Here is a 22,915-nt window from a genome sequence, read left to right as displayed (position 1 = left end):
TGAAAATCTGCGCGGTGCATCGGAAGCGTCGACGAGGAACTGACGGAATCGCGCCGGACGATGCACTCGCCCTGCGCAAGGAATGCTGTAGTGCAAGACTGATCCGACGGGCGGCATGGCACGCGCGGGGCCGACGGCCCTCGCCACGGTCCGCGCCCGCCCATGCGCAACGTCATACGGTACGCACCTCGACCGCGATTTTCCCGAATTTGCCACGCTGCGCAAGTCGCGTGCGATCCTGCACCTCGCCGGCAAGCTGACCACATGCGGCGTCGATATCGTCTCCGCGCGTCTTGCGCACGGTCGTGACGAGACCTGCGTCGAGCAAAATCTGCGCGAAACGCTTGATCTGCGGATCTTTCGAACGCAGCAGACCTGACTCGGGGAAAGGGTTGAAGGGGATCAGATTGAATTTGCACGGCACGTCGCGCGTCAGTGCGACAAGCTCGCGCGCATGCGCTTCGGTATCGTTCACACCGTCGAGCATGCAGTACTCGAATGTAATGAAATCGCGCGGCGCCACTTCCAGGTAGCGCTCGCACGCGCCCATCAGTTCGCGTAACGGGTATTTCTTGTTGAGCGGCACGAGCACGTCACGCAGTGCATCGTTCGGCGCGTGCAGCGAGACGGCCAGCGCGACGGGCAACTCCTGGCCCAGGCGATCCATCATCGGCACCACACCGGAGGTCGACAACGTCACGCGACGACGCGACAACCCATAAGCGTTGTCATCGAGCATGAGGCGCATGGCACCTACCACGTTATCGAAATTGAGCAGCGGCTCGCCCATGCCCATCATCACGACATTGGTGATGACACGCTCGTTCTTGCCTTCGCGACCGAGGTCGCGGCGCAATGCAAATTCGGCCATCCACAACTGGCCGATGATCTCGCCAAGCGACAGATTGCGAGAGAAACCCTGCTTGCCGGTCGAACAGAACCGGCAGTTGACGGCGCAGCCCGCTTGCGACGAAACGCAAAGCGTGCCACGCGTCTCCTCCGGGATGTAGACGGTCTCGACGGCATTGCCGTTACCCACGTCCAGCAACCATTTGCGCGTGCCATCCGCCGACAGATGGTCGGTGATCGCAGCAGGCGCAACGATGTTCGCGCGCGTTTTCAACTTCTCGCGCAGCGATTTGGCCAGATCGGTCATGCCATCGAAATCGGCGGCGCCCATCTGGTGGATCCATCGCTGGAGCTGGCGGGCACGGAACGGTTTCTCACCGAGCGTGCCGCAATAGGCGGCCAGACCGTCCGGATCGTAATCAAGCAGATTCGTGAGGTTGGTCATGGCCCTGGTCCGTCAACATCCCTTCGGTATCTTCCTGCGATTGAGCGACTATACGCGGCTTAGCGCGAGTAGACGTTCATGCCCGGGAAGAAGAAAGCCACTTCCACGGCGGCCGTTTCAGCGGCGTCCGAGCCGTGCACGGCGTTGGCGTCGATGCTGTCGGCGAAGTCGGCGCGGATCGTGCCCTTTTCTGCCTTCTTCGGATCGGTGGCGCCCATCAGTTCGCGATTCTTCGCGATGGCGTTCTCACCTTCGAGCGCCTGGATCATCACCGGGCCCGAGATCATGAAGTCGACCAGATCCTTGAAGAAGGGGCGCTCCTTGTGCACGGCGTAAAACTGTTCGGCTTCAGCGCGCGACAGGTGCACCAGCTTGGCAGCGGCGATCTTCAGGCCGGCGGCTTCGAAACGGCTGTAAATCTGGCCGATCACGTTCTTGGCAACGGCATCGGGCTTGATAATCGACAAAGTGCGTTCGACTGCCATGAAAAACTCCAAAAAATTAAGCAGTTATATAACCAACATGAACCCGTAATTGTAGCACGAAGGCTGTTATGATGGGGATGGAACCTACAGTGCGCGTACCGCTCAAACGCAGGACGGCCGGGACTGTTCGGCTTTTCGCGAAGTTGATATGAGGTGGCGTTCCTCTTTCCTTTCCATAATGGAAAGGTTTGACGGGTGGCGAAGGATTGAATTTCGGGCGATTGCCCTGAAATTTCGAGAATCGTCCGAACGTCTTCCGGGATATCTTTCGGTATCCTTGAACTTCGACGACAAGCCGGACCAACGGCTGCGGGGGACTAGCCGGCAACTATGATGCCGGTCATCGTACGCGTCATCTGGCGCCTGCCGGCCCCGCCAACAGGCACAACGACCACGGAGAACACAATATATGAACCAGGATTTCCAACGCTTCGGATACGGCGGCACGGGCGGCGTCTCGACCGCCCAGGTGCGCAACAAGGTACTGCGCAATACGTATTGGCTGCTCGCGCTGTCGATGCTGCCGACGATTGCAGGGGCCTGGCTGGGTGTGACTTACGGCTTCGCACTGTTCGCAGGCAGCCCGATGATCAGCGTCATCCTGTTCCTCGCCGTCGCCTTCGGTTTCATGTTCGCAATCGAGCGATTCAAGAATAGCGGTGTCGGGGTGGCCTTGCTGCTGGGCTTCACGTTCTTCATGGGCCTGATGCTCACACGCCTGCTGAGCTTCGTGCTCGGCTTCTCGAACGGCGCATCCCTCATCATGCTGGCGTTCGGCGGCACGGCCGTGATCTTCACGGTCATGGCTTCGGTCGCCACGGTCAGCAAGCGCGACTTCAGCGGACTGGGCAAGTGGTTGTTCATGGGCGTGATCGTGATTCTGCTGGCCTCGGTCGCCAACATCTGGCTGCAACTGCCGGCCTTGATGCTGACGGTCTCGGTGCTCGCCATTGCCATCTTCTCGGCGTACATCCTGTTTGATGTGCAGCGCGTGGTGAACGGTGGTGAAACCAACTACGTCACGGCAACGCTCGCGATCTACCTCGACCTGTACAACATCTTTACCAACCTGCTTGCCATCCTCGGTGTGCTGGGTGGTAACCGCAACTAAGACAGCGATGCCCGAGCCGAGCACCGGGCACGCGGTGGCGCCAGTCTGCTAGCGCCGCCAGGTCGTCAGGCACAAAAAAGCCAGTCCCTCGGGACTGGCTTTTTGCATTGGGTTGGGTCGCGATTCAGCCGGAGACGTTCGGCTAGCGCTCCGGGGACCCATTCGCAATCACCGAACACCACGGCGCCCCGCCGCCTCCCCGCCCGATTGAGCGCGCAAGCCGAGCGCCCGTCCTACGGGATCAGGCGTCTTCGTGTATCACGCCGTCACCGCCAACCGCGCCCCCGATCGCCTCGACACCGGCATCGCCTTCGCCACCAACGCTATCCGTCGCATCCGATGCCGACACACGGACACTTGGCACCCATGGCTGGCCGATGCTCTCGTGTTCGAAGACGGCCATCGATTCCACGTGAGAGGTATGGGGAAACATGTTCACGACACCGGCAAGCGTCAGGCGGTAGCCCGCTTCATGTACGAGCAAACCTGCGTCACGCGCCAGCGTGGCCGGACTGCACGACACATAGACAATGCGCTTGGGCAGCCCTTCATAACCCTGCTGCGCCAATTCGGCCAGCGCCTTAGACACGGCCAGCGCCCCCTCGCGCGGCGGATCGATCAGGTAACGGTCGAATGCGCCCAGCGCACGGATATCGTCCGCCGTGATATCGAACAGATTGCGGCACGCGAATTCGGTTCGCTCGGCAACGCCATTGCGTTGCGCATTGGCAAGGGCGCGCTCGGTCAGCGCAGTGCTGCCTTCGATACCCATGACGGTTCCGGCGCGTCGCGCCAGCGGCAACGTGAAATTCCCGAGACCGCAGAACAGATCAAGCACACGCTCGTTCGATTGCGGCGCCAACAGGCGCAACGCGCGGTGCACCAGCACCCGGTTGATCTGGTGATTGACCTGCGTGAAATCCGTTGGCTTGAACGGCATCCGGATCTGATATTCCGGCAGCGTGTAGTGAAGCTCCGGCGCCAGCGGATAGAACGGGACTGCCGTATCGGGCCCTTTGGGTTGCACCCAGAACTGAACGCGATGGGCGTCTGCGAAGGCACGAAGGATGTCCTCGTCAGCAGGCGTGAGCGGCTCCAGAATGCGCAACACGAGCGCCGTGACGTCTGCGCCGATTGCCAGTTCGATCTGCGGCAAGCGCTCACGAATCGACAGAGACTCCACCAGACGGCGCAGCGGGACGAGCATGTCCGACACGTGACGCGGCAACACTTCGCAGGAATCCATGTCGGCCACGTAACTGCTCTTGCGCTCGTGGAAGCCGATCAGCACGCCGCCCTTCTTCGGCACGTAACGCACCGTCAGGCGGGCTCGAAAACGATACCCCCAGTCGGGTCCCTGAATCGGGCGAAGCATCGCGTCGGCCTTCACCTTCCCCAGGCGCGCCAGATTGTCTTCCAGCACGCGCTGCTTGATGGCGATTTGCGCGCGCGCCTCGAGATGCTGCATTGAGCAACCGCCGCACTTTCCGAAGTGCGGGCATTGCGGCTTGGCGCGCATCGAACTTGCGCGCAACACGCTGACCGTTTCGGCCTGCTCGAATTTGGGCTTGCGGCGATAGCTCAGATACGTGACACGTTCGCCCGGCAATGCGCCCTCGACGAAGATCACCTTTCCGGGCTTGAATTCAGGCGTGCCCGGCTCGCCTTCCGGCGCCGTGCGGCCAACGCCGCGCGCTTCCATGTCGAGCGATTCGATATCGATAATGCCGGGCTCGGCGCTAGGCCGATTGCGCGAGGAGTTTCGGGAGGAGCGGGTCACGTCTTTGTTCTCATGGGCGACAGCAAACCCGGCATTTTAATCGATTCGTCCGCCTGGTATGCACTCGCGGATGTTTGCCGCGCGCCGCCACTTCCCGAAAGCGGGGAAATCTGCGTGGGCTACCGCCACGCGTCGAGATATTCCTTCCAGTGCGGCGCCGACTCCTGCGCCAGCGAGCGCTTCACGAACTCGATCTCCTGCTCGTACTCGGCCTGGCGCAGACCGCCGCGCATCAATTGATAGCGGCAATAGACGAGATACGTGTTGACCACATCCGTCTCACAGTAATTGCGGATCTCTTCGAGCTTACCGCCGCGATACGCTTCCCACACTTTGCTACCGTCCATTCCCAGCTTGCCGGGAAAGCCGCACAGTTTGGCCAAATCGTCCAGCGGTGCGTTTGCGCGAGCCTGATACATCGCGAGCAAATCCATCAGATCCAGATGGCGCTGGTGATAGCGGCTGATGTAGTTATTCCATTTGAACTCGCGGTCGTCCTCTCCCATATCCCAATAGCGCGGCGCGGAAATGCCGTGGATCATCGCCCGGTAGTGCAATACCGGCAGGTCGAAACCGCCGCCATTCCACGACACGAGCTGCGGCGCGTACTTTTCGATGGTGCGATAAAAGCCGGAGACGAGCGCGCCTTCGCCGTCCTCAAGCGTGCCTAGCGACTTCACGCGGAAACCGTCGCGATCACGGAACACGCATGAGATGGCCGCAACGCGATGCAAATGAAGTGGCAGAAAGTCGTGCCCCACTTTTTCGCGGCGCGCTGCAAACGCCGCTTCGGCGACGGCGTCATCGGTCAGGCCGGCATACGCGGGTTCAAGCTTGCGCAAGCCGTCGACGTCAGGAATCGTTTCAATATCGAAGACGAGAACGGGAGATGCCATGGTCAAAACCAGAAGAAGAATCGGATAGTGACGCCATACGGCGTCGAACGGAGTGCCAACTCAGGCGGCAAGCGAGATGTCGACGACGGCGAAACGCAATGCGAACACGATATGGTCGCCCGCGCCCATGTCAGAGCACGGCGTCCTTGCGCACGCCGTTAGACGCGAAATAGCGCTTGAGTTTGACGAGCGCCTCTTGCTGGATCTGACGTACGCGCTCGCGGGTCAGCCCCATTTCGTCGGCCAACTCCTCCAGCGTGGCGGGTTCCACGCGATTGAGACCGAACCGGCGCTCGATGACATAACGATGTTTGGTGGACAACCGCGAGAGCCACAACCGCATCAGATCTTCCAACTCACGATGTTGCACCTCATGTTCCGGTGCTTCGCTGCGGTCGTCCGAGAGCAGGTCGAGCAAACTGCTGCCCGGATCGATCTCGAGCGGCGCATCGAGCGAGGCCACGTGCTCGTTGAGCGCAAGAATATCGGTGATCTCTTCGGGCGTCTTCCCCGTCAGATCGGCGATATCCTCGATTTTCGCGTCGCGCTGCTCGCCGCCGTCGATATACGCGGCGCTCTTTTCCAGGTGACGCTTTGCACGCAGCACCTGATTGAGCTCGCGAATGACATGCACTGGCAGGCGCACGGTACGCGCCTGATTCATGATGGCGCGCTCGATGCTCTGACGAATCCACCACGTGGCATAGGTCGAGAAGCGGAACCCGCGTCCCGGATCAAATTTCTCGATGGCGTGCATCAAGCCGAGATTGCCTTCCTCGATCAGATCGAGCAACGGCACACCTCGATTGAGATACCCCTTGGCGATGCTCACGACGAGACGCAGATTACGCTCGATCATTACCTGCCGCGCGGCAAACTCGCCGGCTTGCGCACGCGTGGAGTAGTCGAGTTCCTCCGCCGGCGTCAGGAGCGGCTTGGCGCTGATGCGATTGAGATAATGCTGGACAGTGTCAGCCGTGAGTTCGGCCTGAAGGACGGTACCAAAGTCATCGCCGTCGGCAGATTTGCGCTTGCGTCCGGAGGAGGGAGCGCCCTCCTCGGCGTCGTCTCGCGCGTCGGATGACGACGCGTCATCCTCCTCCGCCTCGCGCTCGTCGAAAGCGTCGTCCACGTCCTCGTCCTGCCGGGATTGCCGATCGTCTACGTCCTGATCTGGCTCCGGGGCAGCGAGGTCTTCCTCTTGCGAAGTACGACGCTTTCTCTTGAGCATTCGACCCTGCCTAGTTTATTGAGGCGGCAAATACTTCATCGGATCCACAGGTTTACCGTCCTTGCGTACCTCGAAGTGCAGCATGACGCGATCGGCGTCCGAGTTACCCATTTCGGCAATTTTCTGACCCCGCGTGACGGAGTCGCCTTCCTTGACCAACAGTTTGCTGTTGTGCGCATACGCCGTCAAGAAGGTCGAGTCGTGTTTAATGATGACGAGGTTGCCATAGCCACGCAGGCCCGCCCCCGAGTACACCACCTTGCCGGCGCCTGCGGCGAATACGTCCTGCCCCGCACGCCCGCCGATGTTCACGCCCTTGTTCTTCGAGTCGTCGAAGCGCCCCACGATATCGCCCTTGGCCGGCCACGACAGACGCAGATCGCCACTGGACACCGCCGAAGGCGCAGAGGCTGCTGCGCTCGCGGGCGGCGCGACGACAGCCGGCGGTACCGCCGCCGGACTGTTGTTCGACGGCGCGCTGGCGACCGGCGGCGGCAACGGGGTGCCGGAATCGCCAACAGGCGGCTTCACGCGCAGCACCTGCCCCACTTCGATCTGGTCGGGGTTCTGGATGTTGTTCCAGCGCGCGATATCGCGGTAGTTCTGCCCGTTCTCCAGCGCGATGCGGTAGAGACGATCCCCCGGCTGAACCCGGTAATACCCCGGCGGCACCGGCGAATTGTCGACCACCGGCGCGCTGACGCCCGGCACACTGCTATCGGTCGTCGTACCGCCTACGGTACGGTCGACGACCGGCGCCCCGACTTGTCGCGATGCGCACGCTGCCAGCATGCTCAGCAACAGGACACTGGCGACGCGTTGTTGGAAACCCGCTCGCAAATTCACTCAAATCCTCCGCAGAATAGGCCCGTCGGGCTTAGATGATGCCCGATTTTAAGGGGACGAATAACACCCTATCAAGCTGCGTCTCGCGCCATTGGCGCGCACCGATGCGCTCGATGAGGGTCAAAATTTGTTGCTCGCCGCCCACAGGGGCGACAAGACGTGCGCCGACCGCAAGCTGATCGACCAGCGCATCCGGAATCTCAAGACCGGCAGCGGCAATCACAATGCCGTCGAACGGCGCCACCGCGGGCAGACCCAGTCGCCCGTCGCCGTAATGCAGGCGAATATTGGGTACGCGCAATGGCCGCAAATTGGCTTTGGCACGCTCGTGCAAAGGTCGTACACGCTCGATCGAATAGACGTCGCGCGCCACGCACGACAGCACGGCAGCCTGATAGCCGCATCCCGTGCCGATTTCCAGCACCTTCTCGAGCGGGCGTCCGCCTGCGAGCAGAAGCTCGATCATGCGCCCCACGACAGACGGCTTCGAAATCGTTTGCCCATGACCAATCGGCAGCGCTGCGTCCTCATAGGCTTGATTGGCGAGCGCGGCGTCGACGAAACCGTGACGGGGCACCGTGGCCAGCGCCGCCAGCACGCCCGGGTGTTTGACGCCCGACGCGGCCACCCGTTCAGCCATGCGCGCACGCACGCGCTCGGATGTGAGCCCGATGCCATCGCGCGAACCGCTGCTCGACGATGCGCCCGGGCGCGTGCTGCGTGTGCCCTTGCTCATGCTCACACCCACGCCCGCGGTCATGCCCACGCTCGGACTCGCCCCGGGCCCTGTGAGCGCCTTTCCCGCCGTCACGGCACGCGCCGGGCTTCTGCCCACAGCACCGCTTGGCGCCGCATGCTTTTGCGCGGCACCGGCGCCTTGCACCTTTGCGGGGGGCCTCGGCGAGCCCTTCGCCGCGTGGGGCGCCGGTTGCGCGTGCGGCGCTGCGGCAGGGCGTGCCAGCCCCTTGTGTACCACGGCATGCGACGTTTGCGCGCCCGCCGGACGGGCGGACGCGCCGGCCATCGGCGTCGATGCCGGACGCAAGCTGTTATTTCCGCCGGACGGCGTCCTCCCATTCCCTTGATGCGCCGACGAGCCTGCAGGCGTCGCCGCAGGCGCATTACGCGTCATTGCGGCCGGCGGGGCGCCGGCAGGACTGGCGCGCGACGCCTTGTCCAACACGGGCGCCTTGCGCTGCCTGCGCGTCATGACTTCGGCAAGAGGAAGAGGAAAACGCTTCGGCGGTGTCGTCATCGTTGGGCCACCCCTGCGCTGGCCAGCCAATCGTGCACGACGCCAAGTCGTGCGGTATGCGTCAGATCCAGTTGCAAGGGGGTAACCGAGACGTAATCGTGCGCCACGGCATGGAAATCGGTGCCTTCGCTGCTGTCGCGTGCATCGCCGGCAGGACCGATCCAGTAAATCGTTTCGCCACGCGGGTTCTCCTGTCGGACAACCGGCTGCGACTGATGTCGCTTCCCCAATCGGGTCGCGAGCGCGCCCTTGAGGCGCTCATAGGGCAAATTGGGAATATTGACGTTCAACAAGAAGGGCGCGCCCAAGGGCCGCTCCATATATCGCTCGACCACCTCACGCGCCACACGCGCTGCACTATCGAGGTGATCCCAGCCCTTGTTGACCTGCGAGAACGCGAACGACGGAATTCCGAAGAGGAATCCCTCGGTAGCCGCCGCCACAGTACCGGAGTACAGCGTGTCTTCGCCCATGTTCTGACCATTGTTGATGCCCGAGACCACGATATCGGGCCGCTCATCGAGCAAACCGGTCAACGCCACGTGAACGCAATCGGTCGGCGTGCCGTTAATGAAGGTGAAATCGTTGGCCGACGTAAAGACGGAAAGCGGCCGTTGCAGGGTCAGAGAATTGGACGCACCACTACAGTTCTGTTCGGGCGCCACCACGGTAATGTCACCAAGCGGTGCCAGCGCTTCGTAAAGCGCGGCCAGGCCTGGCGCCTGATACCCATCGTCGTTGCTGAGCAGGATTCGCATGCGGCAATTGTAACCGAGGAAAGGTGCTCGGATATGACGCCATGTCGGCATTCCTGGCGTGCCCCGCCCCTCGCTTCACAGCATTGTCATGCCTGCGACACGACGCCGGGACCGTGCCCGGCGCGCTTGCGATCCGACGTCGATTTCCCGCCGATACCTCCCGGAAAAGCAGCCCAAAGCGTGCCTGACAGGAGACGGACATTCGGCGCGCTGCATGCTGCGCACCGAGCGCGCTGATGCCGTCGCCGCGCGGGATCACATCTTTTCGGTTTCCCCCGCCTGCGGCTGCCAGACGAGCAAGCGTCGCTCCACGACACCCACAAGACCGTCGAGGACCAGGGCGAACGCCGTGAGGATCAGCACCCCGGCGATCACCGCATTGATGTCGAAGGTGCCTTCCGCTTGCAAGATGAGATATCCGACACCCCGCGACGAGCCCAGATATTCGCCGACGACCGCCCCCACGAACGCGAGACCCACCGAGTTGTGCAGGCTCGAAAACACCCAGCTCGTGGCACTGGGCAGATACACACGGCGCAACAGTTGACGCTGATTCGCGCCGAGCATGCGCGCATTGGCCAGCACGACCGGGCTAACTTCCTTCACGCCCTGATAGACGTTGAAGAAAACGATAAAGAACACGAGCGTGACACCGAGCGCCACCTTGGACCAGATGCCCAGCCCGAACCACACGCCGAAAATCGGAGCGAGGATCACGCGCGGCATCGAGTTGGCGGCCTTGATGTACGGATCGAGCAACGCGCCGGCACTCGGCGACAGGGCCAGCCACAACCCCACACCCAGCCCGAATACGGTACCGATCGTAAAAGCCAGCACCGTTTCGAGGAGCGTCACCCCCAGGTGCAGGTAGATTTCGCCACTGGCGAACCATTGCCAGATCTGGAGCAGCACCTTTTGCGGCTCCCCAAAGAAGAAAGCCGCCTTGTCGGGGCTGTCGAAATAGAACGCGGGCAGCAGCGTGGGGCTCGTGAGGACGTACCAGACGAGAAAGGCCACCACCAGCAGCAGCCATTGCCAAAGGCGCAGGTGCCGCATGATCGAACGATTACGCATGACGAACGAATTCCGGGAATATCAGACGAGCGACCGGCGGCCTCATCAGACAAGCCAGTCGAACAAGCCAAAGCCGTCCGGCAAATCGAACCAGTCCATCCAGTCGAGCCAACCCGGCCAGTTGAGCCAGCTTAGCGAGACCGTGAGAATGCCTGCGATTTGCCACATGACGATTCAGACCGCCTTTAACTGTTGGGCATAGCCCTTGAGGACTTCCTCGCGAAGCACGTCCCAGATCTGAGCGTGCAACTCGGTGAAGCGCGGATGATTCCGTATTTCCGCCACGTCACGTGGGCGCGGCAAATCGATTCGGAACTCCCCAATGGGATGCGTCCCCGGGCCCGCGGCGAGCACCACGACACGGTCGGACAGTGCGATGGCCTCATCCAGATCGTGCGTGATGAACAACACGGCGCGCCGTTTGGCGGCCCACAGGTCCAGCAACTCGTTTTCCATCAACTGACGCGTCTGGATATCGAGCGCCGAAAATGGCTCGTCCATCAAGATAATGTCCGGGTCGAGGATCAGCGTCTGGGCCATCGCGACACGTTTGCGCATCCCCCCGGAGAGCTGATGCGGATAGCGATCGCCAAATCCCCCCAGCCCCACCCGCTTGAGCCACTCGTGTCCGCGCGCCTGCGCCTCGTCGGGCGCGACGCCACGAAACTCCAGCCCGGCGGTCACATTGTCGATCGCGTTACGCCAGGGCATCAGCGCTTCGGCCTGGAACATGTAGCCCGCTCGCGCGTTGATGCCCTTGAGCGGCTCACCGAACACCTTGATCGAACCGGAAGACGGCGTGAGCAATCCAGCCGCCACATTGAGCAGCGTGGATTTGCCGCACCCCGTCGGTCCGACAACCGAGACAAACTCGCCCGGTGCGATATCGAGCGTTGTATCGGCAACTGCCGTATAACGCTTCGAACGGTCGTCCCGAGCGACGAACGTACAAGTAATGTTTTCGAAACTCAGAGCCGGCGCAGTCATCATTTGTACTTGGCGTCGGCCTTTTTCGTGAATTCGTTGGTAAACGTCTTCGACAGATCGATGGGCTTGCCCTTAACCGTTTCGTCGAACGCCTGCAAGGTGCGCAACGCCGTAGCCGGGCCATCTGCCGGGATCAGGCCATCCGGCGAGATGGCTTCCTTCACGCGACTCCATGCATCGAGATAGAGCGCGCGGTCGCCCAGCAGATAGGCGTCGGGGACCGTCTTGATCAGTTCGGCCTGCCCTGCCGTCTGCAACCAGCGCAGCGCCCGCACCATCGCGTTGGTCAGTGCCTGCGTGGTATTCGGATTCTTCTGAATAAACGATTCGTTCGTGTAGAGACAACCGGCGGGCATGTTGCCGCCAAACACCGACACGGTCTCCTTGAGCGTGCGCGTATCCGAGATCACACGAATCTCCTTGTCGCGCTCGAGCATGGTGACCACGGGGTCCAGATTGACGATGGCGTCGATATTGCCCGAGCGGATCGCGGCCAACGCGCCCGACGAAGCGCCGACACCGACGAAGGCCACCTCGTTGGGTTTGATGCCGCCTTTGGCGAGCACGAAGTTCGCCATGATGTTCGTCGACGAACCCGGCGCGGTGACGCCAATCTTCTTCCCACGCAGATCGGCAATCGACTTGTAGTTGGGCATCGTCTTGTTCGACACGCCAAAGACGATTTGCGGGGCACGGCCCTGCAACACGAAGGCCCGGATGTACTGATTCTTCGCCTGCAACAGAATCGTGTGCTCATAGGCGCCCGACACCACATCGGCGCTGCCGCCGACCAGCGCCTGCAGCGCCTTGGAGCCACCGGCAAAGTCGGAGATTTCGACGTCGAGCCCTTCGTCCTTGAAGTAATTCAGACGTTCGGCAATCGTGAGCGGCAGGTAATAAAAGAGGTTCTTGCCGCCGACCGCAATCGCGACCTTGGTCTTCTCGAGCTTGGCTTGTGCGAAGCCCGGACGAATGCCTGCGCCGATGAGGCCGGTGGCGGCCAGTGCCGTGACGAATTCACGTCTTTGCATGGTGATGTTGTCTCCGTGGTTGCAGCGTTCTTTCTTTGTTTATTCGACGTGCTTGATTGACGCGCGCGATCGGCACACTTGATCCGCCGCGCATCGTCGACGGGCCGCAGTCACAACCGCATCCCGTCGTGTGTCGCGCGATGGTGCCGTGTCAGATGACACCGCTCTCGCGCAATGCTTTGATTTGCCCGGCATCATAACCCAGTTGCCCCAGCACTTCGTCCGTGTGGGCGCCAAGCTCAGGGCCGAGCCATTGGGTCTGTCCGGGCGTCTGGGAAAGTTTCGGGGTGACGTTCGGCAGATCGATCGGCGTGCCGTCGGGGAACGTATGGCGCTGAATCATCTGACGCGCGATGAATTGCGGGTCCTTGAACATGTCGGCCACGGTGTAGATCCGGCTTGCCGGGACATCCGCGGCCTGCAGTACAGCAAGCGCCTCGTCGATCGATCGTGCCTGCGTCCATTGACCGATCGCCTCATCGATTTCCTGCGTGCGCGGCACCCGCCCGTCGTTGTGCGCGAGGCCGGGGTCTTCTGCCAGATCGGCGCGGCCGATAGCCTGCATCAGTCGCTTGAAGATCGGATCGCTGTTTCCCCCCACCACGATCATGCCGTCGGCACACGGATAGGTGTTCGACGGCACGATGCCCGGCAACGACGCCCCGGTGCGCTCGCGCACCATGCCCGCCACGCTGTACTCCGGCACGACGCTCTCCATCAGATTGAAAACCGCCTCATAGAGTGCGACGTCCACGACCTGACCACGCCCGCCGTTCACATTGCGGTGGTGCAACGCCATCATCGCGCCGATCACACCGTGCAACGCAGCGATGGAGTCGCCGATCGAAATGCCGATGCGCGGCGGCGGAAGGTCCGGGTACCCGGTGATGTGACGTAACCCGCCCATCGATTCGGCGATGGCACCGAATCCTGGCCGATCCCGATAAGGCCCCGTCTGACCGTATCCCGACAGACGCACCATGACCAGACCCGGGTTCTGCGCCGACAGTTGTTCGTATCCCAACCCGAAACGCTCCAGCAGCCCGGGGCGGAAGTTCTCGACGACGATGTCGGCCTGCGCCGCGAGCTTGCGCACGATGTCCTGCCCCTCGGGGGATTTCAGGTTGATCGTGACCGATTTCTTGTTGCGCGCCTGCACCGCCCACCAGAGCGACGTGCCGCCAGCGTCGGGATGCAACTTGCGCCATTTGCGCAACGGATCACCGTGCTGCGGATCCTCGATCTTGATGACTTCGGCGCCGAACTCACCGAGCATGCGCGCGGCAAATGGGCCGGCGATCAGCGTACCGAGTTCAAGCACCTTCACCCCGGCAAGCGCGCCGAAGCCCGGCATGCCCGACGTGCCCGACGAGGGGGTGGCGGAACCCTGAAGCGAAGGGGAAGACTGCGCGGCGGATGCCGCTGACGCCGAAGCAGAACCCTGCGACGACGAAGATGCGAACGGCGAGGACGACTTGGACAACGCGTGGACTCCTGAGCCTCGTCGACGGCGATCACCGTCGACGCTCGAAACGCCGCCTTTGGGCAGCATCTCGGCAAATGGATGGCAAATGAAGTTCGTATAGTAATTCGACAGTCGCTATCGGCCAATAACCTCAGAGGTATTCCCGGAATCTTCCGAGAGACTTTGTCGTCCGATCCGATGCCGCCGCCAGGCGGACCAGGTGTCGTGCGAGCTTGTGCGCCTCAGGCCGGACGCATCAGGTCTCGAACAGGTGGCGCGCGCCACGCTGCGCTGCAATATAGATCGCCTCGCCACGGTTGCGCGCCCCGAGGCGCCGATACAACGCAGACACGTGCGTCTTCGCCGTCCCTTCGGAGATCACCAGTTGCTGACAGATGGTCTTGATGGACAGACCGCGCGAGAGCAACGCCAGGATTTCGTACTGGCGCTGAGAAATGCCAAGCAACGCGGATTCGGCAAGCTGCGTCGCCTTGTCGCCGCCCAGCGGAAATACGGGCAGGCGGGACAGCGGCAGGGCTTCGCCCAATGCCTCCTGTCGCCAGAGCACCAGTAACGCGGAGAGCGCCTCTTCCGGCACAAAGCGACCGCCAGAGAACGCAAGATCGAACACCGAGCGGATACGGGCGACCGAATTCGGCCACGGCAGGCAAGCCGCCACGCCCGCCTGCAACCAGCGGATGATCTCGTCGGGAAAACCCGCATCGCCAACCACGATGACGGGCACCGGCGGGACACAATCGGCCGCGAGCGCACACAAGGTATCGATCGCAGGCGTACGCGCCACGGACTCATCGAGCACGAGCGCACGACGCGAGGGCAACTCGCGCAACCATACCCAGTCCGGCGTCGTCACGTTATCGACATGCCGCAAGACCGGTGGCGTCACGTTAGCTTCGGTTTGCAACGCGACTTGCAGCCCGCCCAGCCAGGGGGCCGCTTCACCTACGACCAGCACACGCATGATTTCCCCTGTCATTCCGGTCGGATCCCCACGCCGCCGCCCCGATTTTTGTCATGCTCGCAGCGCCTTCGGCACCTATTTTTTGCCGGTCCGTCGCATTCGCGACATCCTTTCGGCCCGGGACGAAAACCGAAGAAACCCTCCAGCGTTCGTCATGATTCACGCATCAGGCGTCACCTTGCTTTCAAGGCAGTTTATGCGCGAAGACCGCATGCTGGCGAGTCCGCAACTCGCGGAGCCCCATCCCTGTTGCCTGAGCGCGACAAACCGCAATCTGCGTAAATTATTTACTCAATTTTCGGTGATTCCGCTATTACTTTTCCCCTTCCCTTTCTCGAATCGCGCAATAGAATACAAAAGTCTGATAGGACAGTTCGCGCAGGCCGGGGGGCACGCTATGTTCAAGATCACCGTCAGTACGACGCGCAGCGCGACGCTTTGTCTTGCCGCCGCATGCTTCGCAAGCGCCGCGCAGGCCGACGTCATGGGCGCAACCAGCCTGGGCGGCATCGGCGGCGGCGCAATACCCGCGACCGTGAGCGACACGTTGCTCGCCAGCACCCGCGCGGCCAATTTGCAACAGAGTCTGGTGACACGCATCGGCAATGCCGGTCAGGTCACGATCGCACCCGTGAATGCGACGACCACCGTCGCCAACAACGTCCGCCTTTGGGACGAAGTCATCCCACCCGCCCCGTCACCCAAGCCGACACAAGCGGCAGCGCCCGCCTCTGCTCAACCGGCTACGCTTGCCCGCACCTCGGTCGCCGTCGCTCAGATACCGACAACGACGCCTGCCTTGATGCAGACGAGCATGAAGTTCAATACGTCCAATACGGCCAGTGCGGGCGCGAGCGTCGCGCGCATGACGCCCGGCGCACGCTGAGCGGCACGTTCCTCGGCCTTGCCTTGCCACAGCGTGGCAAAACTTCGATCGGCGACCCGCTTGCCACTTCAAACGGCGTGATGCTTATCTGAACGAACGAGTGCGCGCCTGCGCTTCCGGCGACGCGCCTCGCCGTTTTCCTCCCTCACGCCACACCGCATTTGCCGGGTTTCACCGGCAGCGATCCTCAGAAGGTGTACGGGAAGCGAACGCCGATCACGTAGTTGGGCGCGTCCGGCGACATGCCCGCGTTGACGTAACCGTTCACTGTCCAGTGCTTGTTGATGGCGTAGTTGATACCGAAGTTGAGCGACGCGGCGTTGGTCGTGCTGCCTGCCACGGTCGTCCAGCTTGCGCCCGGCGAAGCGGTCTTCGTGGCACGCGAGATGGCCGTCGAATACGAGATCGACAGCGCCGTCTTGTCGTTGAGCGCCAGCGCCATGCCCGCGCCGACCTGCACGATGTCGCCGAGCTTCACCTTGGCCGGTTGCGTCGTGCCCTCGATGGTCGAAATGTCGTCGAAGGACTTGGCCACGTTGTAGGTGTAAGCGACGTTGGCGAACAACACGATCGGGTCGTACGTGCGCAGGAACGACAGACCGGCGGTGATCGCCCAGATGCCGTTACCCGTGGGCAGACGCGACGGCGTCGTGAGGTTGTTGTTCGTCGGATCGGGCGTGCCGAGCTTGATGCCGAACGGCGACGTTCCCGTTGGCGCCGTCACGCGCAAGGACGCCACGATGTCCGGCCAGTTCGCGTTCTCCTTGACGATCTGGTAGTACAGCGACAGGTTCACGTCGCCGATATTCGCCGAGTTCTTGCTGATGTCGCTGACCGAGGAGGCCGCACCGCCCACACCGCCGGAGATGAAGTCCGAATTCCGGTAGAGATACGGCACGTCGAACGCCACGCTCATGCGGTCGGTAATCCCGTAGCGCGTGTTCACGTCGAACGTCCACACGTTCGCCTTGGTCTGGCCGAGATTGAGCTGACCGAGGAAGATGGCGTCCAGCGCGAGGAAACCGCTCAACACCAGCTGACGCCGGTCGTAGTAGCTGTAACTGATACCGGCATCGATGGTCAGCTTGCGGTCGAACAACGGCGCATGCTGGGCCTGCACCACGGCCTCTTCCGCCGGCGTACGCTGCGATTCCGTCTCGCTCTTCTGCATCTGCTGCGTCTCGCCGATGGGCGTGGCGGACAGCGGTCCGGCCGCCCCGGCAGCGCCGCCGCCTGGGGTGCCGGCCGAACCGGCGGCAGAGCCATCGCCGGGCGAGACCTGCGCGATCTGCGCGGTGTCCCATGCGGTCAGGCCGCGCCCGCGTTGCGCCATCTCGATATCCGTGAGGCGCTTCTTGAGAGAAGAAATTTCCCGCTGCTGCCGGTCGACCATGTCCATCAACATCTGGAGACGGTCATCCGGCGATGGGTTCGTATGCTCCTGAGCCTGGGCCGATAGCGTGAAAAGCAGTACCCCCAACGGAATAGCGGCAACGGGAAAAAAGCGGTGAGTGTTCATGATCCCCCCCGGGTGAAAAAGCGGACGGGCGTCCGCGCGCAATCCAACCAACACGTGAAGCCGACAACGGTTGTCCTTGCTGCTCGACTGCGGGGTGACGCGTGCGAAACCCGGACCGGGTCCTGCCGACGTCACCTTCTTGTACGCCGCAAAGCCACTGCGGCGGCGCCCCACTTCTTGTTGTTATCAATGCCGCACGGCGACCATGTTCGCCATCGCGTTCTGAATGCCGAGTTGACGCAGACCGGCAGACGTCAGCGCGTTCGTTTGCAGGTTCAGTTGCAGGGTGTTCATCACTTGCTGCGCATTGCCTGCGACCTGCACGACCTGCATGATCTGATTCATCGCGCCGCCCGCCCCGCCGGCGATGCTCTGCCCGAGGTTGCCATTCGGCGTATTGAGCGAGAGTTGCATGCCCGCCGAGGAAATCGCCACGCTGGCGCTCAGATTGCCGACCGTCGTCGATGAACTGCTGTTGCTCTGGTTGCTGATCGGCACGAGCGTTGCGACCACCACGCCGGGGCCGTACTGGATGATGGCCTTGTTCAATGCGTTGTTTGCGTCGCCCGCCACCTGCGTGACTTGCGCGACGCCATTCATCAACACCTTGGCGGCGCCGCTCACGGTCTGCGTGGTCGGGGCGACCGCGTTCACTACGCCGGGGATGATGGTTGTCGAACTGCCGGTCTGTACCTGACCGTTGGTCACGCCGAGCACGCCGGTAGCCATCAGGCTGGCGCCGGTCGGCATTTGCCACTGCGACTGCATGACGAGCTGAAAGCCCGTGATCATGTTCTGCTGTGCGTACTTGCCGGTCGCGTGCGAGAGCACCTCATCGCTCACAGGCGTCCAGCTCTCGGGCACCACGCTCGACGCAAACGCCGGCACGGCACTTGCGAACAGCGGGATCGCCAGCATCGGGACATATCGATTCATGATGGTCTGGTCTCAAAACAGGTCCGCCCGGATGATGCCGAAGTCCACCATCGGGGTCGGTGACGTCCCGGTGGCCAGCGCGCTGTCGCGCAGCTTGGACGCCAGGGATTCGTTTCCTTTGAGCAGCGGTGAATCCTCCAGAAACGGCTTGCCGATGACCGCCAGCACCAAGCCGTTCCACTGCCTGGCAAAATCGGCCTGCTCGATGATGCGATTGCCCAGCGCCGGATCGGAGACGAACACGCGCCCGTCCTTCGCTGCCTTGATGACCACAAAGTGCTGATAGCCGTTGACATCGATGAGCGCGATGACCGGGATCTTCAGGTCGTAAAGCGCGCTGACGTCAACTTTGAAACCGCGCCCCTCGAGTCCTAGCGTCTCCACGAATTTCTTCATGTCGAGCATCGAGAAGCCGTTCTTGATGACCGTTTCCGGGTTGGAGAACGCCATCATTCGCTGAATCATTTCGGTCTCGGGAATGTCGATCCCGTAGCCATATCGCAGCAGCGTTGCCAGTGCTGCGGACCCACAACTGAAGTCGTATTCCTGCTGGACCAGATTCACGTAGTGCATCGACTTGAACGAGCGCATCTTCTTGACCGCCGGTACTCCGGTCGAAGACTCCAGGTTCACCGATGCATACTGCGCGTGCCCGGCCACGCTTGCGCACGCCAGAGCGCAAACAGTAGCGATCCTCACTGCGGCACGACGCGCATCATTCATGACACACCTCATGAAAAAACCGGTCCGGGAAGATTCCCGGACCGGTCGACTGCATCACTTGATTGCCGAGATGGCGAGGCTGTTGGCCTGAACGTTGCCGATACCGGCCGCCACGTTCACACCCACGTTGCCGCTGGCCCACTGCAACGCACCGTTGCCGAGCGAGGCATTGGCGACGAAGTCACCCGAGGCGTGCATGCCGGCCATCTGGTCGGTTTGTGCCGTCGAGTTGGCAGCGCCGCCCTTGTACCAGCCATGTCCACCTTGCGAGACGGCCGCAGCCAGGCTGTTGCCCTGCACGTTGCCGACACCCGATGCGACGTTCACCCCGACGTTGCCGGTCGCACCTGCGAGGGCACCATCACCCACGCTGGCGTTGACCATGAACTGCGAGATGCTGGCCGAACCCTTGGACGACTGGTTCGCGAAGACCTGCGCCGAGGCATACACCGGCTGTGCGTTGAGCGAAGCGATCGCGACGCTGTTGGCCTGAGCGTTGTCGGCACCTGCCGCCACGTTCACACCGACGTTGCCGTTGGCGTTAGCCAGCGCGCCGTTGCCGAGCGTTGCGCCCATCGTCTGGTACTGGGCGGTGTTGAAGTGATACGTGATCGCGCCCTTCGTCCATACCGACGACTTCGTGTAGGTGTTCGAGAAGCCCCAGAGCGCGCCGGCAGCAATCGAATCGCTCTCGATGGAGGCATTTCCGTGGTTGAGCGTGGCGTGGAACGCCGCATCGAAGCTCTTCTGCGTATTGAGGAAGCCTGCTGCGAGGAAGCCCGCCGCTTGCTGCGCCTGCTGTGCGTAGGCATAGCCGCCCCATGCCGAAGCCTGACCTGCGCCGGCGTTGGCGAAGAGATATCCGCCATACAGGGCGAGGCCGCCCGGCAGCGGAATCACGCCGCCACCGATGATGCCGAGGCCTGCCGCATAGTTCGAATATTGATACCCGCCGCCGGCGATGAAGCCACCCGAGCCGGAGCTCGACTGCGCTGCCACATAACCCGCACCCGCCTGGAACGACTGGCTCGTGTTGAGGTGGCCGTTGGCCGTTGCATTGACCCACGACGTGGAGTCGTCGAAGTGCGTCGTCGTCTTGCTCGCGACCAGATAAGCGCTGCCCTGATCCGTGATCGTCGTCGTCTTCGAATTGACGCCATACGTCACGTGACCCGTGACATAGTTGCCAAGCAGCGGGCCCTTCAGATTCACGCCGTGTACATCCACACTCTGATTGCTCTGCACGACGGCGTTGCCGGTGTTGTCCACCGTTACGCAACCGCGAATGCCAATCAGACCGAAGATGCCGACCAGGTTCAGAACGTTGGTCTCGTTACCGATGAACGAGAAGCTATATTGCTGGTGATTGGGTGACGCCATGGCGGTACCCGTTGCTACCAGCAGTGCAGCCGCTGCAATTGCTTTCGTTTTCATGACCATCTCCTTGACGAGAGAGTTACCCAGTTAAAAAGATGTGCCCGCCGGGGGACGGAGCACAAAAACATTTGCGGTTACATTGCCTATCCCAGCCGACTGGTTCACTTGCAACACACCGCTCGCCCCACGGAAGGCATCATTCGAAATCGATGCCGTGCGGAACTGATCGTTGAGGTTGTTGTGGCCAGCCGGGCCACCCTTGGAGATCGCAGCGGATAGTGCCGTATCCGATACGCTCGCCACTCCAGACGCATCGCCACTCACAATGACGGTCGCGTTGCGTTGAAGATTGCCGGCACCGCTCGTCTGGTTGATTTGCATCAGCCCCGAGGTGCCCGAAAATGCGTTGCCCTGAATTACTGCGCTTGCCGCGCCCGTCGTCGTCGCAACGAACGCCTGTTGATTCGTGCTCGTCGCACCGGTAGTGAGTCCGCCGCCGTTGGCGACGACCGCACTGTTGGCCTGCGCGTTGTTCACGCCGGCGGCCTGATTCACCCCGAGTGCTCCCGATACGCCCACGGCGACGCCGTTTTCGATGGTAGCGTGGGTGCCCGCAAGCTCACCGTTCACGATCCACACATCCTGGGCTTGCGAGGCGCCGGCGATCGCGGCAAACACCGTGGTGGCCGTCAGCGCGATGACGCGTCTTGCGTTGCGATGTGCGCTCATTTCGCGGCTCCTGCTGCACCGATGCTGGTGAGCGGCGCGAGCGCCGAGCTGATGACGGACGGCACCAGCGTGCCAATGCTGCCGATACCGCCACCGCCGCCCGAGCCGGCGCCGAAGCCACCGCCGACACCGTTGGTCGTATTCAGACCGTTGCCGCCGCGCGCATTGCCGACGAGCACGCCCATGACCGGATTGATGCCCGACTGCACGGAGCTCGTGATGAGTCCCGCGTTGGCGCGACCGGTGAGTTCGTTATCCGTGACCTGACTCACTGCGCCCATCGCCGTATTGAAAGGTCCCGTCGGGAATGCCGGGACAGCGATGCCGATCGGATTCTGTTCGCGAGGCAGGCCGCGATAGGCAATCTGCGGGCCGATGTTGCGCTCGATCACCAGATCGCCCGGCGTGGCCGGTTCGGCCTTCGCGTGGCCGGGCAGCATGACCGGCGCCATCGCCACGAGCATCGTGACCAGGGCAGTCGGCGTAAAAGTGAGTTGGGTCATGTCGTTCACCGCGTGGTGTAGGTCACACGCGTCACCTGGACGTTGCCCACGCCATACGACACTTGTTGCGGACGCGGCGTCGGCGCAATGCCACCGGGCAGTTCGTCCCACAAGGTCACGCCATTGGCGAGCGCCATACCAGGCGACTTGACCATCGCGGCGCCCTGAAGATTGCGCCCGCGCTGGCTCCCAAGTTGTTCGTCATCGATACGGGCTGCCGCAAGCGGCATTCCCGAGGCACCGATGGTCTGACTGTCACCGTTCTCGGCGATCTCGTCGGTGGCCGTCGCGCTCGACGCGGCGTCGGCCACGGGAGTGACCGCCACGGTGGCAACGTCGGCGTCGGAGATCGGCGCCGACGGCAACATCGGCGTCTTGAACGATGCCGGTACCATCGAGCCGGTGAGCATCGCCACCTGCATGAACGGCGAACGCGAGAGGTCCTGCGCCTGTGCCGGAGCGGCACACAGTCCGAGTGTCACGACAACGACTGCGCTCAGAGCGCCTGCGCCTTGTCGTACGCGGTACTGCATTTCGGTGGTGAGAATTCGCATCGCTTTGCCCTCCTTGCCCGGACCAATAAAGCGACTTCCGTGCCACCTGCCTTAAGTGATTGAAAACATTGGCGTTAATTTTTTCGCGAGGTTGGCATGCCCAAGCGGGCAGCCGAAAACGTTTCAGCATTGATACGTGAGGTGTGTTCGACCCTGCCCACCCTTTCATCGCTGCTCTGCGAAAACATTCCGAACTGCGAACGATATCGACGCGAGTCGAGACGCGTGCTGCAAACGCCCGGTTTACAAGGGTTTCGCGTGACAGAAATGCGGCACATTGCGTGCATCGGACGGAAACGACATGCGGCCGTCACATGGCTGGAAATTTGCGAGGACGGCGCTGCACGCGCCGGATGTTTCATCTTTGATGTGCCTGCGGGTCAACCCTCGGAGCGCACGACGGGGAACTGCTTCGAAAGTCGAGGCAACGCATTGCGTACGAAATGCGCGCGTCGACACACATGCGAAAATGGCCGAAATCGCCCGTCGTTAT

At 62.2% G+C, this 22,915-nt stretch carries 23 protein-coding genes; 2 read left to right on the top strand and 21 right to left on the bottom strand.

The genetic code is table 11. The annotated features are described in order from the left end of the window. Positions 1-172: 172 nt before the first annotated feature. Positions 173-1,294 carry a dual-specificity RNA methyltransferase RlmN gene (rlmN, locus tag PCA31118_RS14845; protein ID WP_044455382.1) on the bottom strand — a complete coding sequence of 374 codons (1,122 nt, stop codon included), beginning with the start codon at positions 1,292-1,294 and terminating at the stop codon, positions 173-175. Positions 1,295-1,353: 59 nt separating this feature from the next. Beyond that, positions 1,354-1,779: a nucleoside-diphosphate kinase gene (gene ndk, locus PCA31118_RS14840; protein ID WP_039399079.1), complete on the bottom strand. Its 426-nt coding sequence runs from the start codon at positions 1,777-1,779 to the stop codon at positions 1,354-1,356. A gap of 409 nt (positions 1,780-2,188) precedes the next feature. Between ndk and PCA31118_RS14835 the strand changes: the two genes are divergently transcribed. Next, the gene (locus PCA31118_RS14835; RefSeq protein WP_150625915.1) at positions 2,189-2,890 is read left to right on the top strand and encodes a Bax inhibitor-1/YccA family protein; all 702 of its coding nucleotides are present in this window, start codon (positions 2,189-2,191) and stop codon (positions 2,888-2,890) included. Between the two features lie 241 nt (positions 2,891-3,131). On the opposite strand, the gene rlmD is transcribed toward PCA31118_RS14835, so the two are convergent. The 12 genes from rlmD to PCA31118_RS14780 form a co-directional block, all read right to left on the bottom strand. Continuing rightward, complete coding sequence (gene rlmD, locus PCA31118_RS14830) at positions 3,132-4,670, bottom strand: 23S rRNA (uracil(1939)-C(5))-methyltransferase RlmD (RefSeq protein WP_281356254.1); 1,539 nt, start codon at positions 4,668-4,670, stop codon at positions 3,132-3,134. A 119-nt stretch (positions 4,671-4,789) separates the two neighbouring features. After that, positions 4,790-5,566, bottom strand: coding sequence for a 3'-5' exonuclease (locus tag PCA31118_RS14825; protein ID WP_150625914.1), 777 nt, complete (start codon positions 5,564-5,566; stop codon positions 4,790-4,792). A gap of 130 nt (positions 5,567-5,696) precedes the next feature. Continuing rightward, a complete protein-coding gene (rpoS, locus tag PCA31118_RS14820) occupies positions 5,697-6,797 on the bottom strand; it encodes an RNA polymerase sigma factor RpoS (RefSeq protein ID WP_150625913.1) in 1,101 nt (366 codons plus the stop codon). Between the two features lie 15 nt (positions 6,798-6,812). Then, a complete protein-coding gene (locus PCA31118_RS14815; protein WP_150625989.1) occupies positions 6,813-7,589 on the bottom strand; it encodes a peptidoglycan DD-metalloendopeptidase family protein in 777 nt (258 codons plus the stop codon). Positions 7,590-7,674: 85 nt separating this feature from the next. Then, complete coding sequence (locus tag PCA31118_RS14810; RefSeq protein ID WP_425495361.1) at positions 7,675-8,688, bottom strand: protein-L-isoaspartate(D-aspartate) O-methyltransferase; 1,014 nt, start codon at positions 8,686-8,688, stop codon at positions 7,675-7,677. A 206-nt stretch (positions 8,689-8,894) separates the two neighbouring features. Beyond that, positions 8,895-9,656: a 5'/3'-nucleotidase SurE gene (surE, locus tag PCA31118_RS14805; protein WP_044455376.1), complete on the bottom strand. Its 762-nt coding sequence runs from the start codon at positions 9,654-9,656 to the stop codon at positions 8,895-8,897. Between the two features lie 255 nt (positions 9,657-9,911). Continuing rightward, positions 9,912-10,730 (bottom strand): ABC transporter permease, encoded by an 819-nt coding sequence (locus PCA31118_RS14800; protein WP_044455375.1) that lies wholly within the window; start codon positions 10,728-10,730, stop codon positions 9,912-9,914. 45 nt (positions 10,731-10,775) lie between these two features. Beyond that, a complete protein-coding gene (locus PCA31118_RS27510; RefSeq protein ID WP_257786678.1) occupies positions 10,776-10,898 on the bottom strand; it encodes a hypothetical protein in 123 nt (40 codons plus the stop codon). 6 nt (positions 10,899-10,904) lie between these two features. Then, complete coding sequence (locus PCA31118_RS14795) at positions 10,905-11,717, bottom strand: ABC transporter ATP-binding protein (protein WP_150625988.1); 813 nt, start codon at positions 11,715-11,717, stop codon at positions 10,905-10,907. Beyond that, entirely contained in the window at positions 11,717-12,748 is a 1,032-nt protein-coding gene (locus tag PCA31118_RS14790; RefSeq protein WP_150625911.1) for an ABC transporter substrate-binding protein, read from the bottom strand. The genes PCA31118_RS14795 and PCA31118_RS14790 overlap by 1 nt, the downstream gene beginning before the upstream one ends. 151 nt (positions 12,749-12,899) lie before the next feature. Then, positions 12,900-14,102: a CaiB/BaiF CoA transferase family protein gene (locus tag PCA31118_RS14785; protein WP_150625987.1), complete on the bottom strand. Its 1,203-nt coding sequence runs from the start codon at positions 14,100-14,102 to the stop codon at positions 12,900-12,902. 367 nt (positions 14,103-14,469) lie between these two features. Then, positions 14,470-15,210 carry a helix-turn-helix transcriptional regulator gene (locus PCA31118_RS14780; RefSeq protein WP_246190235.1) on the bottom strand — a complete coding sequence of 247 codons (741 nt, stop codon included), beginning with the start codon at positions 15,208-15,210 and terminating at the stop codon, positions 14,470-14,472. On the opposite strand from PCA31118_RS14780, the gene PCA31118_RS14775 reads away from it, so the two are divergent. Continuing rightward, a complete protein-coding gene (locus PCA31118_RS14775; RefSeq protein WP_150625910.1) occupies positions 15,194-16,081 on the top strand; it encodes a hypothetical protein in 888 nt (295 codons plus the stop codon). The two genes, PCA31118_RS14780 and PCA31118_RS14775, sit on opposite strands and share 17 nt — an antisense overlap. Before the next feature lie 187 nt (positions 16,082-16,268). On the opposite strand, the gene PCA31118_RS14770 is transcribed toward PCA31118_RS14775, so the two are convergent. The 7 genes from PCA31118_RS14770 to PCA31118_RS14740 form a co-directional block, all read right to left on the bottom strand. Next, positions 16,269-17,600 carry a hypothetical protein gene (locus PCA31118_RS14770; protein WP_174990475.1) on the bottom strand — a complete coding sequence of 444 codons (1,332 nt, stop codon included), beginning with the start codon at positions 17,598-17,600 and terminating at the stop codon, positions 16,269-16,271. A gap of 186 nt (positions 17,601-17,786) precedes the next feature. Continuing rightward, complete coding sequence (locus PCA31118_RS14765; RefSeq protein WP_150625908.1) at positions 17,787-18,536, bottom strand: peptidase C39; 750 nt, start codon at positions 18,534-18,536, stop codon at positions 17,787-17,789. A 12-nt stretch (positions 18,537-18,548) separates the two neighbouring features. Then, complete coding sequence (locus tag PCA31118_RS14760; RefSeq protein WP_246190234.1) at positions 18,549-19,259, bottom strand: C39 family peptidase; 711 nt, start codon at positions 19,257-19,259, stop codon at positions 18,549-18,551. Positions 19,260-19,313: 54 nt separating this feature from the next. Then, positions 19,314-20,693, bottom strand: a complete 1,380-nt coding sequence (locus PCA31118_RS14755; RefSeq protein ID WP_150625907.1) for a hypothetical protein — start codon at positions 20,691-20,693, stop codon at positions 19,314-19,316. A gap of 30 nt (positions 20,694-20,723) precedes the next feature. Further along, positions 20,724-21,365: a hypothetical protein gene (locus tag PCA31118_RS14750; protein WP_150625906.1), complete on the bottom strand. Its 642-nt coding sequence runs from the start codon at positions 21,363-21,365 to the stop codon at positions 20,724-20,726. Continuing rightward, a complete protein-coding gene (locus tag PCA31118_RS14745) occupies positions 21,362-21,868 on the bottom strand; it encodes a hypothetical protein (RefSeq protein WP_150625905.1) in 507 nt (168 codons plus the stop codon). The genes PCA31118_RS14750 and PCA31118_RS14745 overlap by 4 nt, the downstream gene beginning before the upstream one ends. Positions 21,869-21,873: 5 nt before the next feature. Next, positions 21,874-22,422, bottom strand: a complete 549-nt coding sequence (locus tag PCA31118_RS14740) for a hypothetical protein (protein WP_150625904.1) — start codon at positions 22,420-22,422, stop codon at positions 21,874-21,876. Positions 22,423-22,915 lie beyond the last annotated feature (493 nt).

Source organism: Pandoraea captiosa (assembly GCF_902459775.1).
Taxonomy (GTDB): Bacteria; Pseudomonadota; Gammaproteobacteria; order Burkholderiales; family Burkholderiaceae; genus Pandoraea; species Pandoraea captiosa.
This window is presented reverse-complemented; position numbering and strand designations above follow the sequence as displayed.

Excerpts from the sequence above, each read along its gene's own strand:
- PCA31118_RS14765 (WP_150625908.1), bottom strand. The coding sequence starts at position 18,536 with ATGAATCGATATGTCCCGATGCTGGCGATCCCGCTGTTCGCAAGTGCC.
- PCA31118_RS14790 (WP_150625911.1), bottom strand. The coding sequence starts at position 12,748 with ATGCAAAGACGTGAATTCGTCACGGCACTGGCCGCCACCGGCCTCATC.
- rpoS (WP_150625913.1), bottom strand. The coding sequence starts at position 6,797 with ATGCTCAAGAGAAAGCGTCGTACTTCGCAAGAGGAAGACCTCGCTGCC.
- rlmN (WP_044455382.1), bottom strand. The coding sequence starts at position 1,294 with ATGACCAACCTCACGAATCTGCTTGATTACGATCCGGACGGTCTGGCC.
- PCA31118_RS14800 (WP_044455375.1), bottom strand. The coding sequence starts at position 10,730 with ATGCGTAATCGTTCGATCATGCGGCACCTGCGCCTTTGGCAATGGCTG.
- PCA31118_RS27510 (WP_257786678.1), bottom strand. The coding sequence starts at position 10,898 with ATGTGGCAAATCGCAGGCATTCTCACGGTCTCGCTAAGCTGGCTCAAC.
- PCA31118_RS14835 (WP_150625915.1), top strand. The coding sequence starts at position 2,189 with ATGAACCAGGATTTCCAACGCTTCGGATACGGCGGCACGGGCGGCGTC.
- PCA31118_RS14750 (WP_150625906.1), bottom strand. The coding sequence starts at position 21,365 with ATGAGCGCACATCGCAACGCAAGACGCGTCATCGCGCTGACGGCCACC.
- PCA31118_RS14815 (WP_150625989.1), bottom strand. The coding sequence starts at position 7,589 with ATGCTGGCAGCGTGCGCATCGCGACAAGTCGGGGCGCCGGTCGTCGAC.
- PCA31118_RS14775 (WP_150625910.1), top strand. The coding sequence starts at position 15,194 with ATGATTTCCCCTGTCATTCCGGTCGGATCCCCACGCCGCCGCCCCGAT.
- PCA31118_RS14780 (WP_246190235.1), bottom strand. The coding sequence starts at position 15,210 with ATGACAGGGGAAATCATGCGTGTGCTGGTCGTAGGTGAAGCGGCCCCC.
- PCA31118_RS14825 (WP_150625914.1), bottom strand. The coding sequence starts at position 5,566 with ATGGCATCTCCCGTTCTCGTCTTCGATATTGAAACGATTCCTGACGTC.
- PCA31118_RS14785 (WP_150625987.1), bottom strand. The coding sequence starts at position 14,102 with ATGCCGGGCTTCGGCGCGCTTGCCGGGGTGAAGGTGCTTGAACTCGGT.
- PCA31118_RS14740 (WP_150625904.1), bottom strand. The coding sequence starts at position 22,422 with ATGCGAATTCTCACCACCGAAATGCAGTACCGCGTACGACAAGGCGCA.
- PCA31118_RS14770 (WP_174990475.1), bottom strand. The coding sequence starts at position 17,600 with ATGAACACTCACCGCTTTTTTCCCGTTGCCGCTATTCCGTTGGGGGTA.
- PCA31118_RS14795 (WP_150625988.1), bottom strand. The coding sequence starts at position 11,717 with ATGACTGCGCCGGCTCTGAGTTTCGAAAACATTACTTGTACGTTCGTC.
- surE (WP_044455376.1), bottom strand. The coding sequence starts at position 9,656 with ATGCGAATCCTGCTCAGCAACGACGATGGGTATCAGGCGCCAGGCCTG.
- PCA31118_RS14755 (WP_150625907.1), bottom strand. The coding sequence starts at position 20,693 with ATGAAAACGAAAGCAATTGCAGCGGCTGCACTGCTGGTAGCAACGGGT.
- PCA31118_RS14760 (WP_246190234.1), bottom strand. The coding sequence starts at position 19,259 with ATGAATGATGCGCGTCGTGCCGCAGTGAGGATCGCTACTGTTTGCGCT.
- PCA31118_RS14745 (WP_150625905.1), bottom strand. The coding sequence starts at position 21,868 with ATGACCCAACTCACTTTTACGCCGACTGCCCTGGTCACGATGCTCGTG.
- ndk (WP_039399079.1), bottom strand. The coding sequence starts at position 1,779 with ATGGCAGTCGAACGCACTTTGTCGATTATCAAGCCCGATGCCGTTGCC.